Raw genomic sequence first — 14,502 nt, forward strand, 5'->3', positions numbered from 1 at the left:
TCGGCTGCTCTGTATTCAATAAAAGAGTTGTAAACAAAGTAGCTGCTCATTACAAACAGTACAATAATTGGTAAAAGACTTATCAGTCTTAATCTATTTTTTAATCCAAGTTGCATCGTTTATCCTCTTTGGTTTGAGATTAAGTTTAATTTCGAGACTATATTTTTAATGAGAGCGCTAAGGGTTGTGTTGTCGCTAGAGTTAATAATAGCCTTTAACTCGTCGTCAAAGTCATGAATTCTCATATTTTCACTCATTCCTCTTAATTTTACTGCAGCACTTTTACAAGCAGTTAGGTTCTCTTTGTTGTCAGACTCTATCATTAAGTCACATAGCCCTTTAGCTTCATTTATGTAATCTTCAAACAGCTCATTAAAGCTCTCTATATCTAGACCCATCTCTCTGGCAATTATGCTCTTGTCATAGGTGGATTCAGTATCCAAGGTACTCTCTATCTCTTCTGAGATTAATAAATCCTCATCAATAGCCTCATCTTCGATTGCTATATCTTGAGCTATAAACTCATCATCTGCTAGTTCAGGAATCTCAATGGAGTTTGGAACTTGAGAGTCATCAATAACTACATGTTCAGATGGGATATCCTCTTTTATAGATAGAACAAAATCATCATCATCAAGCTCTTTGCTCTTCTCTTCAATGGTCTCTTGCTCAATTGTTGTGCTATCTGCTTTAGAGAGTTTGTCTATAATTTTGTAGAGTCTATCAAGATTTTTCTTTATAAGGTCGTAATCTTCTAGTGTATTGACTTTGCTTAACGCATCTAAAGCATCTTCTATTCTTAGGTTTGCCGCAACACCTTTTAGTTTGTGAGATTGTATTTTTAAGTTGTCTAGCTCTGCATTTTCGGCCGATTCATAAAGGTCGTTTTTAAAGCTTTTTGCTTGAGCAATAAAGTCTTGAATAAACTCTTCTACTAGATCAACAGGTAATCCAAGCTCCTCTGAAGCTGTTTTTGGATCGTAGATATAGTTTACAAAAGGATTCTCATCTTCACTCTCAATTAACTCTTTTTCCGGCTCCTTTGTAGCAACCTCTTTATTCTGTTGAAATTCAATTTCTTCAAAACTCAACTCAGGAGTAAAATCTTGCTCATCCTCTTCTATATCAACATCAAGAGAGAGGGTTTTTTCAAGATCTATTTTTGGAGTAGGTTCAATCTCTTCATGGTCGGGCTCATATGGGTCAAAAGATATCTTAGGTTCACTGCTCTCTGGAGCTACCGGTGCATGGTAGAGCTCTTCGGGTAACGGCTGTGCTTTTGAGAGCGGCTTTTTAGCAATATCTATAGAGATTTGCTCACTTTGGGCATCTGAGAGAGCTCTAATGTTTGGTAGATTTATTCTATATGCTTTCTCTGATGGGTTATCAACTAGGTAGATTGTTTTAATATCTATAGAGGTAGTGTAGTTTTTGCCTTTGACATTAATTACTACTTTAGGATCTACACCGCTGTCGCTGCATATAATATAATCAATCCAGTGAACATGTTTAAAGTTATGTATGTAGCCCGGAGTTTTTACAAAAAGGTCTGAAAAATCATCTGCTTCATTTTGAAGTTCTGCCATATTAGAGAGTCCAAGAGCTCTTAAATAGCTCTCATCAATTCCTAAAAACTCTTTTTTGTGATTGTAGATTAACATTTGAACCCTTTAGTTTGTTTTGCTATTTTTTTGTTGAATGTTTTTTCTTGGAGAAGGTTTGCTAACTGATATAAATCCGGTCATCTGCTCTTGTTTATTGAAGATTGGGGCAATCTCAATGTCTACCCAGTAGTAACGTCCATCTTTGCGAAGATTTTTAATCATACCGTTGTAAACTTGACCGCTGTTTAAGGTTTTGTGCATTTTTTCAAAAGTGGTACTATCAGTATCCGGATGTCTAATTATGTCATGATTACTACCTAGCAGTTCATAGAGGGAATAACCGGATATTTCACAAAATTTTCTATTAACAAAAGTTATATTACCGTTTAAATCTGTTTGGCTGATGGCAACCTTGCCTTCATAGATATACTCTTCATCTTTTGGTATGACTTTGTCCATGAAAAACCTTTTTACAATATAGTAAGTGTTATAAGTTGCACTAAATATAGCATTAATAAATTAAAAAAAAACTTATTTATAAATATCTTTTATGATATTGGCATCTTTTATGTTTAAAACAGAACTTATGTCATCAATGCTTACGGTTTTAAGTGCCTCAAATGTACCAAAATGTTTTATAAGCTTAACTATTTTTGCTTGCGATATGCCCTTTAACTCTAAAAGTTTACTCTGTTTATCTAGTTTTAGTTTAGTTTTTTTATGAAAATTTATCGCGCATCTGTGGGCTTCATCTCTTAACTTTTGTACCCACTGAAGTCTTTTGTCACTCTCTTTGAGTCTAAAAGTATCATTTTTTGTGTGAATAATGTCGCTTGCTTTTCCTTTTGCACGATGAGCTTTACTATCTACTTTCTCTTTGGATATTGCAATAACATCAAGAAAAATACCGTTTGATTCTAAAATATCTACCGCAAGATTTAGAAGTGTTGCTCCCCCATCTAAAACCCACAAATCAGGGGGAGAGTTTTTTGAAAAGCTCTCAACTCTTCTTGTTAGAGTCTCTCTCATCTGTGCGTACTCATCTCTCGCTTTTAAGTGATATGTTCTGTAGCTTTTTTTATCAAATACCCCGTTTTCATATACTGCCATAGCTCCGACTGTTGCAACTCCCGACATATGAGAGTTGTCAAATATCTCCACTCTAAGCGGAACTCTTTGTAGAGAAAAAAGCTCTTTTATCTCTTCTAATGCTATGCTCTTTTTCTGCTTTGCCTCTCGTCTTAAAAGCTCTTGGGCATTAATAAGAGCAAGTTCTATAAGCTGTTTTTTATCTCCTATTTTAGGAACTCTAATCTCTGCTTTTTTTTCAAATATAGTTGTAAGATAACTCTCTATAATCTTCCTGCCCTCAAAATCAGATGCTACTAAAATCGGCGCTATAATCGGGGGCTTGCCGCTTGAGTAAAAATCCATAACTACTCTTTGGTACAACTCATCTTCATCATACCCCTCATGCAGCTGTATATAGTCATGAGAGGAGGATATTATCTTGCCCTCTCGCATAAAAATCCTTACGACGACGGCTCTATTTTGGGTATGTTTGAGCACAAATATGTCATAATTTTCATCGCTTGCAAAATCTATCTCACTCTTAATCTCTGAACGACTTATTCGCTCGTATCTGTCCCTAATTTCGCCCGCCTCTTCAAATCTTAAATTTTGGGAATAAAAGAGCATCTTCTCATGCAGTTTTTTCAAAAGTGTCTGTTTGTTTTGAATTAACTCTTTTGCTAAGTCAAGCTCTTTTGCATAAGCCTCTTTGGAGACATCTTTCTCACATGGTCCAAGACACTTATCTATTTGATAGTAGAGACAGAGTTTTTTTGATTTAAGAGACCCTTTCTTCTGCACAAGACGGCATATTTCATAGATAGAATCCAAAATATCTCTTGCTCCTACAGAGTATGGACCGTAATATTTTATATCTGCAGACTTTATAATTTTTCTTGTTATCTCAAATCTAGGGTACTCTTTTGAGTTGTCTATATAGATATATGGGTATGTTTTGTCATCACGAAGAAGAATATTGTATTTTGGCATGAGCTGTTTTATAAGTGAATTTTCCAAAATTAATGCATCATGCTCAGAGTTTACCACTATGTAGTTCATAGAGACGGTTTGTGAAATCATTTGCGTGATTCTGCTTGATAGATTTGTATTTGGCATGAGCTTGGGGGTAAAGTTAAAGTAGCTTTTGACTCTTTTTGCCAGATTTTTTGCTTTTCCTATGTAAAGCAAGCGTCCCTCTTTGTCAAAATATTGGTAGATTCCGGCAGAGTCAGGCAGCTGTTTAATTATCTCTTCAAGCTTCATTTTTGTTGGCTTTTTTTATAATTTCTTGTATCGAGCGAATTAAAGAGTTTAGTTTTTCATCATCTACATTTATATCAAAATCCCCGCTTGAGCGCTCCTTATAGACCTGTTTTATCTCTTTGTATTTTGGTGTGTTACTTTTGGGTGAATGCGTTACAAAAGCTTTTATCTCATCAAAAAGAGACTCGTTGCACTCTTGGCACTCAGAAGGCATGTGAAACTTTAAAGCACTTTTAATACTTTGTATATTATTATCAAACTCTTGTTTCCCGATGGGGTGATTAAATACGAAAAAAAGAGTTCTATTTTTTATATAGGCGAAGTTAATCATTCTCTGCACAGGCGGAGTAAACATTGATTGTACGATTTTAATACATTTATAATAAGATAACTTAGAGAGTTGGGGTCTGCTTTGAAGAGAATTTATAATTTGACTAGCGTTTTTCATACGGCAATTATAGCAATGTTTTTGTTAAGTTTGAGTGGGTGTGGATATAAAGCCGATCCATACTATTTAGAAGAAGCACCGCAAAGTGATAAGAGTATAGAGTTTATTATCAAAAAAAGCGACAATAATGAAAGCAGCAGATGAAATATGATGTAATAATTGTAGGTGCCGGAGTAGCAGGGCTCTATGCCGCTATGCATCTTCCACGCAGCAAAAAAGTTCTCATTATAAACAAAAGAGAGACTTTTAAGTGCAATAGTTTTTATGCGCAAGGTGGGATTGCTTTGGCAATTGATAAAGAGGATATTCCTCTACACATAAAAGATACACTTGACGCAGGAGCGGGAATTTGCAACGAAGAGGCAGTAAAAGTTTTAAGTGAGAGTTCAAGAGCTATCATTGATGACCTCATAGCACGTGGATTTGAGTTTGATAGAGATAAAGATGGAAAACTGCTCTACACAAAGGAGGCGGCGCACTCCAAAGAACGCATACTTCATGCCGGCGGTGATGCGACAGGGCGTTACATGCACTACTTTTTGTTAAAACAGAATCCACACCCTATGCTTACTGATGCTAGAGTCGTAGATCTGCTTATAGAAGATGGTGAGTGCTACGGTGTTACAGTACTTGACCACAGAGAGAGCAGAAATATATATGCAGATAATGTAATAATCGCAAGCGGAGGAGTAGGCTCACTCTATGAGTACCATACAAACGCTCCATGCATCAGTGCAGATATACAGGGTCTTTGTGTTTTAAAAGGGATAGAGCTTGCTGATATGGAGATGATGCAGTTTCATCCAACCGTCTATGTTGACAACGACTCTGCTCAAAAACTGCTTTTAACAGAAGCCTTAAGAGGCGAGGGTGCTACCATAGAGGATGAAAAGGGAAGAAGATTTCTGTTTGATTATGATGAGAGAGGCGAGCTTGCTTCAAGAGATATAGTAAGTAAGGCAATATATGACTATAATAAAAAAACGGGTATGCAGACATATCTCTCGTTTAAAAATTTTGACCACGTCTACTTTACAAAGAGATTTCCAAATATTTATAAAAATCTTAGGCTTTTAGGTTTTGATGTTCCAAAGCAGAGAGTTCCGATTTCACCTGCTTTTCACTATGCAATAGGCGGAATTAAAACCGACATTAATGCAGCAGTACCTAATGTTAAATCTTTATATGCAATAGGTGAAGTTGCATCAACTAAGGTTCATGGTGCAAACAGATTAGCTTCAAACTCTCTTTTAGAGGGTCTTGTTTTTGCAAAACGCGCTGTAGATGATATGCTAAAAAAAGAGCATGTAAAAAGAGATGTCAAGTTTAGCGTTAGCGATGAGGTTATGAGTCTAAAGGAGGATAAAGCCAAAAAGAACCTTCTGCGTAAAATCATGTGGGAGAATGTATCTATTGTAAGAACAAAAAAGGGTTTAAATAGCGCATTAAGTCAGATTAATGCTCTTTTAAAAGAAAAAATTGGTAAACTTCTTAAATTTCGTTTACTGACTGCAAGAGAGATTGTTGTTGCGGCATTAGCAAGAGATGAGTCAATCGGCGTACATTTTATAGAAAAGGATAGCAATGATTAAATTGTTAATTATTATGTTTAGTTTTAGTTTTGCTTATGCAAGTTCAGGCGGTAGTGCGGAAGTTATTCCAAACTTAACGTTTACATGGGTCGGAATTGCAGCGCTAATTATATTTGTTATAGGATACTATTTTGTTGCAATGGAGGAGAAATATCATATAGATAAAGCTAAACCCGCTCTATTTATCGGTACTTTTATGTTTATATTAATAGCGATTTACTATATGATAAATGAGCTTGACATGGGTCTTGTTCATACTCAGGCACAACATCTAATTCTTGAGATTGCTGAAATTTTCTTCTTCTTATTTGTTGCTATGACATATATTGAGACGCTTATTCATATGAATGTATTTGAGAAGTTAAAATATAATCTTATCTCAAAAGGGTATAGCTACAGAAAACTTTTCTGGTTAACCGGTTTTTTAGCATTTTTTCTATCCCCAATTGCCGATAACTTAACAACTGCGCTTATACTCTCAACCGTGCTTATTACTATTGAGCGTAATAAAACATCGTTTTTAGTCCCAGGTGCTATAAATATAGTTGTTGCAGCAAATGCCGGCGGTGCATGGAGCCCGTTTGGGGATATTACCACTCTTATGGCTTGGACGGCAGGAAAAGGCGCATTTACAGACTTTATGTTTCTCTTTCCGGCATCAATTGGAGGCTATTTAGTCACTGCCTTTTTGTTAAGCAGGTTTGTGCCTGAAACTCAGCCTGATTTTGATGTATCAACCGAAAAAGTTCCTGAATTAATGCAGGGCTCTAGAAATGTAATTGCTCTTGGTATAATTACAATAGCTTCCGCAGTTCTTTCTCATCAGCTTCTTCATCTTCCGGCTATGTGGGGTATGATGTTTGGTTTGGCTCTCTTAAAACTTTATCAGTACAGACTTAAGAGAAAGTATAACTCTCGTCTTAATATATTTGAATCGATGAGTAAGATTGAGAACAATACGCTTCTCTTTTTCTTCGGAATACTTGCTGCTGTTGGAGCTCTTTACTTTATAGGTTGGCTAGGACTTGCCGCCGTAGTTTACGATCCATCTGTTTTAGGTCCTACATGGTCAAACATAGGTGTCGGTTTTCTCTCGGCAATTGTCGATAATGTTCCTGTAATGTCGGCAGTTCTTAAAGCAAGCCCTGAAATGGGACTTGATCAGTGGATGCTTGTAACCTTAGCAGCTGGAGTAGGTGGATCAATGATATCCTTTGGTTCAGCTGCAGGAGTCGGTGTTATGGGTAAACTCCCGGGCATCTACACTTTTGGTGCACATATGAGATATGCATGGACTATAGTTATAGGTTATTTTGTCTCTATTGCTATCTGGTATGTTCAGTATGAAGTGTTAGGCTTCTATATTAAACATTAATCTTAATTATTGTATCCTTTCACAATGTGAAAAGGGTACACCCCTCTTAACGCCTCTTTGGCACTTCAAAACACTTTTTTAAAGGTAATTCAGATGACAAATGTCAGCATCATAGTTTTAGATTTTGGTTCTCAATACACACAACTTATAGCGCGTCGTTTACGTGAAGATAAAATATATTGTGAAATTCTTCCATACCACGCTAGCATAGAAGAGATTAAAGCAAAAAATCCTAAGGGTATCATCCTGAGTGGCGGACCATCTTCCGTATATAGCAAAGACGCATATGAAGTAGATCAGGCTATTTACGATATGGGTATTCCAATTCTTGGTATCTGCTACGGGATGCAAAGAATTGCAGTTGATTTTGGCGGCAGCGTCATAAGAGCAAGCCACCATGAGTATGGAAAAGCGGAGCTTAAAATAATAAATGTAGGGCAAGACTGCTCACCACTTTTAAAAGATTGTGATGATGATAGAATTGTTTGGATGAGCCATAGCGACAGAGTAGATGTACTGCCGGATGGATTTGAACCTATCGCTACATCTGCTAACTCCCCTTATGCTGCAGTTGCAAATGAAGAAAAACGTATATATGCAATGCAGTACCATCCGGAGGTTCAGCACTCAGAAGAGGGGTACTTAATGCTTCGTAACTTCGCAAAAAATATCTGCGGGGTTACCGAAAAATGGAAGATGGAGCACTTTTTAAAAGAGCAGATTAAGATTATTCGCCAAAAGGTGGGGAGCGCAAAAGTTCTTTGCGGATTAAGCGGAGGAGTTGATAGCTCTGTTGTAGCTGCAATGCTTTATGAAGCAATCGGCGATCAGTTAGTTCCTGTTTTTGTAGACAACGGGCTTTTACGAAAAGGCGAGAGAGAACAGGTTGAAGAGGTCTTTAAAATAAATTTAAAAGTTCCCTTAGTTGTTGTAGATGCAAGAGAGAATTTTTTAAGTAAATTAGCAGGTGTAAGTGACCCCGAGAAAAAACGCCAAATTATAGGTCATACTTTTATAGAAGAGTTTGAGAAAGAGGCGAAAAAACATGATGGCATTAAATTTTTGGCGCAAGGTACGCTTTACCCTGACGTAATAGAGTCAATCAGTGTAAACGGTCCCTCTGAGGTTATAAAATCGCATCATAATGTAGGCGGACTTCCCGACTGGATGGATTTTGAGCTAATAGAGCCTCTTCGTGAGCTTTTTAAAGATGAGGTTCGTAAAATCGGTTTAGAACTTGGTCTTCCGGAATCTATGATTAACCGTCATCCATTTCCTGGACCGGGGCTTGCAATTCGTATCATGGGTGATGTAAATGAAACTGATTTGACTATTCTTAGAGAAGCAGATGTTATTTTACTAGATGAGCTAAAAGCAAGTGGATACTATGCAAAGACATGGCAGGCTTTTGCGGTTTTACTTAATGTAAAATCAGTTGGAGTTATGGGTGATAATAGAACTTATGATAATACAATCTGCGTAAGAGTTGTGGAGGCGGTTGATGGAATGACTGCAACATTTGCTCATCTTCCTCATGATTTATTAGAGAGAATAAGCAGAAGAATTATAAATGAGGTTGATGGAATAAATCGTGTAGTTTATGATATCTCTTCAAAGCCGCCGGCAACAATAGAGTGGGAGTAGAGGGAGCATTTTATGTCAAAAAAAATATACCTTTTTGCAACATCAAAAAGCAAGCATGCGGTAAATATAAAATCTTTAGATGTCAGATACCTCAAACCCGATATTAATTTTTCAGAGTATGATTATCTCGTCCTTACATCAAAGCAGACTCTAAAAGCGCTAGAGCAGTATGATAAAAGTGAGTTTATAGATATTCCCGCTCTTTGTGTCTCTGTTAAAACAGCAGATGCCTATAGAGAGTTTGGCGGTAAAATATTGGGTGTCGGTAACGGTTATGGGGATAGTCTTGTAAAAAATATAGAGGAGTTTTCTAAAGAGACAAAGTGGCTTTATCTAAGAGCAGAGCTTATCGCTTCAAGTTTTGTCAAAACATGTAGTGATGAAGGGTATGATATAGATGAGAAGATACTTTATGTAAGTGAGTGCTCAAAGGAGATATTGGATGTAAGAGTAAACGATGACTCAACACTTATATTTACTTCTCCATCCTCAATAGAGTGTTTTTTGAAAAATAACACCATCCACCCAGATGCCAAAGTTGTAGTGATAGGTACGACAACGGCAAATCTTTTACCAGAGGGAATAGAGTACGCAATTAGTCAAAGTACATCTATAGATAGTTGTATAGAACTTGCCTTAAAGTTAAACGAAAAGAGCAAATAACCATTAGCTAAGATAGAAATTTATTTTTTTTTTGTATAATGATATAAGTAGTCTGGACAGTTCGAGATATCGTATCAATGAGGGTTCTACATTTTCAAATAGCGAACAGGTAGGATTTTTGTGTGTCGGTGTTGTCGTTTGAGGTATGTTAACTCTGCCAAGACAATGTCGCCGTTATGAAATACTCTCTTCGCCCAAATTCGGCTTTTAGAACCAAGCCAAATGCGAGACGGCTGTTCGGGCTACTTTAACAGAGATATCTGTTTAGTCCATTTTAATGGATTGAGCAGATATTTTTTAACTTATTTATGGAGTGTTGATGAAAATTTTGATTTTGGGCAGTGGCGGTAGAGAGTACTCTATAGCCAGAGCTATTTTAAACGAAAAAGAGGCTCATGAACTTTTTTTTATGCCCGGAAATGGTGCTACAAACTCTTTGGGAACAAACCTAAATATTAAAGATTATAACGATTTGGCTCTCTATGCTAAAGAAAACGGTATTGAATTGACTATTGTCGGTCCTGAAGCTCCGCTTGTTGAGGGAGTTGTCGATATTTTTAAAGTGCACGGACTTACAATTTTTGGACCAAGTAAAGAGGCTGCAAAGCTTGAAGGTTCAAAAGTTTATATGAAAAACTTTTTAGCAAAATATAGTATTCCAACAGCGCGCTATATAGAGACATCATCAATTGAAGATGCTTTTAAATTTGCAGATACTCTAAGCGCCCCAATCGTAGTAAAAGCCGATGGATTATGTGGCGGTAAAGGTGTAATTATTGCGCAAAATCATGATGAGGCAAAGGTTGCAATCTCAGAGATGCTAAGTGGAAAGAGCTTTGGAGATGCAGGGCTTAAAGTAATTGTGGAAGAGTTTTTAGACGGCTATGAGCTCTCCATGTTTGCCGTATGTGACGGAGATGACTATATTTTGCTTCCTGCAGCGCAAGATCATAAAAGACTTAAAGATAATGATGAGGGTCCAAATACTGGAGGCATGGGCGCGTATGCCCCGACTCCTTTAGTCGATGAAGCGCTTTATCAAAAAGTAAGAGATAGAATAATCCGCCCTACACTCGATGGTATGAAGAAAGAGGGTGCACCATTTGAAGGTGTTCTTTTTATTGGAATAATGGTCGTAAATGGCGAGCCCATTACATTAGAGTTCAATGTTCGCTTTGGAGATCCTGAGTGTGAAATCCTTATGCCGCTTATGACCTCAAGTGTGAGTGATATGTTCTATAAAGCTGCAACAAACAGACTCGGCGAAATAAAAGTCGAGTTCTCAAATCAGTATGCCGTAGGCGTAGTTATGGCAAGTGCTAACTATCCCTACTCAAGCTCAACGCCAGCAGAGATAATAGTTGATGATGTACATCATGAGGCAATCCAGAAGTATACTCATATCTCCTACGCCGGCGTTAGCATGGTTGATGGCGTATTATATGCAGACGGCGGTAGAGTTTTGGTTTGTGTCGGTATTGGAGATAGTATAAAAGAGGCAAGAGATAGAGCCTATATGAGATGCGGGCAAGTTCATTTTGCAGGCAAAAAACTAAGAACCGATATAGCTTATCAAGCTCTGTAGAGAAGAAGAGAAGTGAACGAAGATATTAACAACAGACTTTATCAAGAGGGAATAACCTTAGCAGCTATAAAGAAGAGAGGTATGGCATTTTTTATAGATGAGATGTTACTCTCTTTGTTACTTATTCTCGCACTTGGGGACTCCTTTTTTGAAGCTAAGAGTGTTGAGGAGATGATTATCCTTACAAATACTTTTGTTTTGGAGTATATGGCTATAAAAGTAGTATATCAAGCTTTTTTTGTTATGCAGTATGGCGCGACTCTGGGTAAGATTATTATGAAAATAAGGGTTATAGAGATTAAAACTATGCAAAAACCAAATGTTGTTGCGGCTCTAAACCGTGCAGTTGTCAGGGTTGTTAGTGAAATGATGTTTTATTTGGGATTTGTATGGGGTGTTATGGACCCTGCAAGACAAACTTGGCATGATAAAAGTGCTAAAACTTTGGTAGTAAATGTTTAAGTTACTTACTCTCTTAGTCATACTGACTACGTATATAATAGGGGATGACAAAGTTGAAGTATATGCAACGAGCATGGACACAAAAGATAATATTGTAACAGCAGACGGCGAGGTTGTTGTTATTTATCAAGACTATTATTTGACTGCAAAAAAAGCTATTTATGATAGAAACAACGGGGAGCTTGAGCTTTTTGGAAATATTAGAGCAAATAATGGGGAGAACGTTAAGCTTCTTGGAGAGTATGCAAAATTAAACATAGCCAAAAAGGAGAGAACATTTAAGCCTTTTTATATGCTTGAGCAGACAGCGGATGTATGGATTAGCGGTGATAGTTCTTATGCAAAAGATATAGAAACAGAGGTTGATAGAGGAGTCATGAGTGGATGTGACCCAAATGATCCCATCTGGAAAATGGAGTTTACATCATCTGATTATAACACCGATACAATGTGGTTAAATCTCTATAATGCCAGAATTTATATATATGATATTCCGGTTTTTTATACGCCATATTTTGGTTACTCGCTAGATACAACTAGAAGAACCGGACTTTTACCTCCAATGGTGGGAATCTCTGAGAAAGAGGGATTTTACTATGAGCAAGCGCTATTTATTGCCGAACAAAATTGGTGGGATTTAGAGATTAAACCTCAAATACGAACAAATCGTGGTTCAGGAGTATATAGTACTTTTAGATTTGTTGATAGTGAAGTCTCAAAAGGTTCTCTTGTCGCAGGTTACTTTAAAGAGAAAGAGGATTACTTTTTAGAGAATGAACTTGGAAACAAGAAGCATTACGGTTTTAATTTTTTGTATGAGAACTCTGATGTAATCAATGAGTGGTTTGATACAAGCTTTAAAGGTCAATCCGGATTGTATGCCGACATTGTAAATATGAATGATGTCGAGTATATTAACCTCTCGACTAATGACACGACAAAAAATGCAACTGCTACACAACTTCTCTCAAGAATGAACCTCTTTTATAATACTGATGAGAACTATTTTGGAGCCTATTTCAAACACTATAAGGATTTGACGCTCTCAAGCAACGAAAAAACTCTACAGAACCTTCCTGCAGCGCATTATCACAGCTATCTGGATACTCTGCTAGATGACCATTTTCTATATAGTTTCGATATTATGAGTAACAACTACTACAGGACTCTAGGCAAAAGCGCGACTCAAACAGATATAAATATACCTTTGACGCTTCAGACTCATCTTTTTGATGAGCTTTTAAATCTATCTTATGACTCAAATTTATATGCGCAACATACAATCTTTACCGGAGAAGACGACTCCGCTAATCCATCTATATATGAGTACGACAACGGAATATTTGCAAGAAACTATCATGTTTTCTCTGCATCAACACAGTTGACAAAAGCGTATGAAGAGAGTACTCATGTAGTAGATTTAGGCGCAACGTATCAAAAAGAAGGCTCAAAAACGGAGCAAGGGTATTATGAGGATTATAAAGAGTATACTGATTATTGTAAACTGCCTGCAAATAAGTTAGACCCCGTATGTGAATTTTATAATATCACTGAGATAGAGGAGAATTTGCAGTTGTATTTCTCACACTATCTTTATGATTCCGAAGGTAAGCAGCTCTTTTATCATAGACTCTCACAGAACTACTCATATGAAGATGTAGGCGGAGGGGCAGGCGAACTTGAGAATGAGCTTGATTACCAGATAGCTGAGAATATTAACTTTTATAACAATATGTTTTATAATTATGACGAGAGTGCTTTTTCCAAAAATTTTAATAAAATATCATATAATAATCAGAGTTTTAATATTGGATTGTCACACATGTACAAAGATAGTTTCTTGCCCCAGACCTCTACTTATACCCCGATTACTAGTTATATGACTTCAAGTGTAAGTTATAAATATAACAAGCACTACTCTTACCATTTTAGACTTGATTACGACCTTGAGAGAAGTGAGAAAAAGAGTTTTGAAGTTGGATTTTTATATCAAAAAAGATGCTGGGACTTTGGACTTACATATCTTGAAAACAATAGACCGATTCTTAACCAAGATGGACTCTCAGACTCTGTGTATGACAGATTTATATATCTGACAATTAGGCTTAAGCCTATTATGAAAAATGAAGGCAGGCTATCTGGTTTTGTATATAGACTGCCTGATAAATCAGAGGCAAACTAAGTAATGATAAAATATAAAAATATACTCAAAAACAGAGCAGATGCGGCAAAAAGACTTCAAGAAGTTGTGCCTATGCAAAAGCTTAAAGATGAGAACTGGAAGATAGTAGCGGTATCTAGAGGTGGCTTGGAGCTAGCCCACGAACTTAGAGGCAAGTATAAAAATAGTATTGATTTTCTTTTTTCAGAAGCAATATTGGCGCCAAATAACAGTGAGTGTGAGATAGCTAGAGTCTGCGAAGGAGAGGAGATAGTTATAAACGAGAATCTTGTAGATGCTTTTGAAATAAAATATGACTATATTTATGGTGAAGCGCGTAGAAAAAACGAAGAGAAGATTCTTAGTTATATATATCAATATAGAAAGGGAAGACCCTTTGCATCAATGAATAGTCAAGTTGTTTTATTGGTTGATGAGGGAAGCGAGACGGGACTAAAGTTTGTAACTGCACTTAAGATGATTTTGGCCATGAGACCAAAGGCGGTATATATCGCAGTTCCTGTTATACCGAGTGATGTTTTAGAGTCCTTAGAGCCATTTACGGATAATATATTTTTTCTCTACAATATAGATGATTATGTTGAAACATCTCTCTATTATGAAGAGTTGCAAA

General features: G+C 36.7%; 13 protein-coding genes. 9 read left to right on the forward strand and 4 right to left on the reverse strand.

What is annotated here, in order from left to right; genetic code table 11:
- Positions 1-119: 119 nt before the first annotated feature.
- From M0Q20_RS09470 to M0Q20_RS09485, 4 genes are all read right to left on the reverse strand, one after another.
- Positions 120-1,661 carry an Hpt domain-containing protein gene (locus M0Q20_RS09470; RefSeq protein WP_295061080.1) on the reverse strand — a complete coding sequence of 514 codons (1,542 nt, stop codon included), beginning with the start codon at positions 1,659-1,661 and terminating at the stop codon, positions 120-122.
- 9 nt (positions 1,662-1,670) lie between these two features.
- The gene (locus M0Q20_RS09475) at positions 1,671-2,063 is read right to left on the reverse strand and encodes a PAS domain S-box protein (protein ID WP_295061083.1); all 393 of its coding nucleotides are present in this window, start codon (positions 2,061-2,063) and stop codon (positions 1,671-1,673) included.
- A 72-nt stretch (positions 2,064-2,135) separates the two neighbouring features.
- On the reverse strand, positions 2,136-3,938 hold the full coding sequence (gene uvrC / locus M0Q20_RS09480; RefSeq protein ID WP_295061120.1) for an excinuclease ABC subunit UvrC: 1,803 nt from the start codon (positions 3,936-3,938) through the stop codon (positions 2,136-2,138).
- Positions 3,928-4,269 (reverse strand): hypothetical protein, encoded by a 342-nt coding sequence (locus M0Q20_RS09485; RefSeq protein WP_295061123.1) that lies wholly within the window; start codon positions 4,267-4,269, stop codon positions 3,928-3,930. Before M0Q20_RS09485 ends, uvrC begins: the two co-directional genes overlap by 11 nt.
- 81 nt (positions 4,270-4,350) lie before the next feature.
- On the opposite strand from M0Q20_RS09485, the gene M0Q20_RS09490 reads away from it, so the two are divergent.
- The 9 genes from M0Q20_RS09490 to M0Q20_RS09530 form a co-directional block, all read left to right on the forward strand.
- Positions 4,351-4,530 carry a hypothetical protein gene (locus tag M0Q20_RS09490; protein WP_295061126.1) on the forward strand — a complete coding sequence of 60 codons (180 nt, stop codon included), beginning with the start codon at positions 4,351-4,353 and terminating at the stop codon, positions 4,528-4,530.
- Positions 4,527-5,978 carry an L-aspartate oxidase gene (gene nadB, locus M0Q20_RS09495; protein ID WP_295061129.1) on the forward strand — a complete coding sequence of 484 codons (1,452 nt, stop codon included), beginning with the start codon at positions 4,527-4,529 and terminating at the stop codon, positions 5,976-5,978. Before M0Q20_RS09490 ends, nadB begins: the two co-directional genes overlap by 4 nt.
- Positions 5,971-7,353, forward strand: coding sequence for a sodium:proton antiporter NhaD (nhaD, locus tag M0Q20_RS09500; protein WP_295061132.1), 1,383 nt, complete (start codon positions 5,971-5,973; stop codon positions 7,351-7,353). The genes nadB and nhaD overlap by 8 nt, the downstream gene beginning before the upstream one ends.
- Positions 7,354-7,446: 93 nt before the next feature.
- A complete protein-coding gene (gene guaA, locus M0Q20_RS09505) occupies positions 7,447-8,997 on the forward strand; it encodes a glutamine-hydrolyzing GMP synthase (RefSeq protein ID WP_295061135.1) in 1,551 nt (516 codons plus the stop codon).
- Positions 8,998-9,009: 12 nt separating this feature from the next.
- Positions 9,010-9,660, forward strand: a complete 651-nt coding sequence (locus tag M0Q20_RS09510; protein ID WP_295061138.1) for a uroporphyrinogen-III synthase — start codon at positions 9,010-9,012, stop codon at positions 9,658-9,660.
- 319 nt (positions 9,661-9,979) lie between these two features.
- Positions 9,980-11,245 (forward strand): phosphoribosylamine--glycine ligase, encoded by a 1,266-nt coding sequence (gene purD, locus M0Q20_RS09515; protein WP_295061140.1) that lies wholly within the window; start codon positions 9,980-9,982, stop codon positions 11,243-11,245.
- Between the two features lie 12 nt (positions 11,246-11,257).
- Positions 11,258-11,707: an RDD family protein gene (locus M0Q20_RS09520; protein ID WP_295061143.1), complete on the forward strand. Its 450-nt coding sequence runs from the start codon at positions 11,258-11,260 to the stop codon at positions 11,705-11,707.
- On the forward strand, positions 11,700-13,889 hold the full coding sequence (locus tag M0Q20_RS09525; protein WP_295061144.1) for an LPS-assembly protein LptD: 2,190 nt from the start codon (positions 11,700-11,702) through the stop codon (positions 13,887-13,889). Before M0Q20_RS09520 ends, M0Q20_RS09525 begins: the two co-directional genes overlap by 8 nt.
- 3 nt (positions 13,890-13,892) lie before the next feature.
- Positions 13,893-14,502, forward strand: a 610-nt coding sequence (locus tag M0Q20_RS09530) for a phosphoribosyltransferase (protein ID WP_295061146.1), incomplete at its 3' end; no start/stop codon positions are given.

It is taken from the genome of Sulfurimonas sp. (assembly GCF_023229025.1).
Lineage (GTDB): Bacteria > Campylobacterota > Campylobacteria > Campylobacterales > Sulfurimonadaceae > Sulfurimonas.

Coding starts and splice junctions, on each gene's coding strand:
- nadB (WP_295061129.1), top strand. CDS start 4,527: ATGAAATATGATGTAATAATTGTAGGTGCCGGAGTAGCAGGGCTCTAT.
- M0Q20_RS09470 (WP_295061080.1), bottom strand. CDS start 1,661: ATGTTAATCTACAATCACAAAAAAGAGTTTTTAGGAATTGATGAGAGC.
- M0Q20_RS09485 (WP_295061123.1), bottom strand. CDS start 4,269: ATGATTAACTTCGCCTATATAAAAAATAGAACTCTTTTTTTCGTATTT.
- nhaD (WP_295061132.1), top strand. CDS start 5,971: ATGATTAAATTGTTAATTATTATGTTTAGTTTTAGTTTTGCTTATGCA.
- purD (WP_295061140.1), top strand. CDS start 9,980: ATGAAAATTTTGATTTTGGGCAGTGGCGGTAGAGAGTACTCTATAGCC.
- guaA (WP_295061135.1), top strand. CDS start 7,447: ATGACAAATGTCAGCATCATAGTTTTAGATTTTGGTTCTCAATACACA.
- uvrC (WP_295061120.1), bottom strand. CDS start 3,938: ATGAAGCTTGAAGAGATAATTAAACAGCTGCCTGACTCTGCCGGAATC.
- M0Q20_RS09475 (WP_295061083.1), bottom strand. CDS start 2,063: ATGGACAAAGTCATACCAAAAGATGAAGAGTATATCTATGAAGGCAAG.
- M0Q20_RS09525 (WP_295061144.1), top strand. CDS start 11,700: ATGTTTAAGTTACTTACTCTCTTAGTCATACTGACTACGTATATAATA.
- M0Q20_RS09510 (WP_295061138.1), top strand. CDS start 9,010: ATGTCAAAAAAAATATACCTTTTTGCAACATCAAAAAGCAAGCATGCG.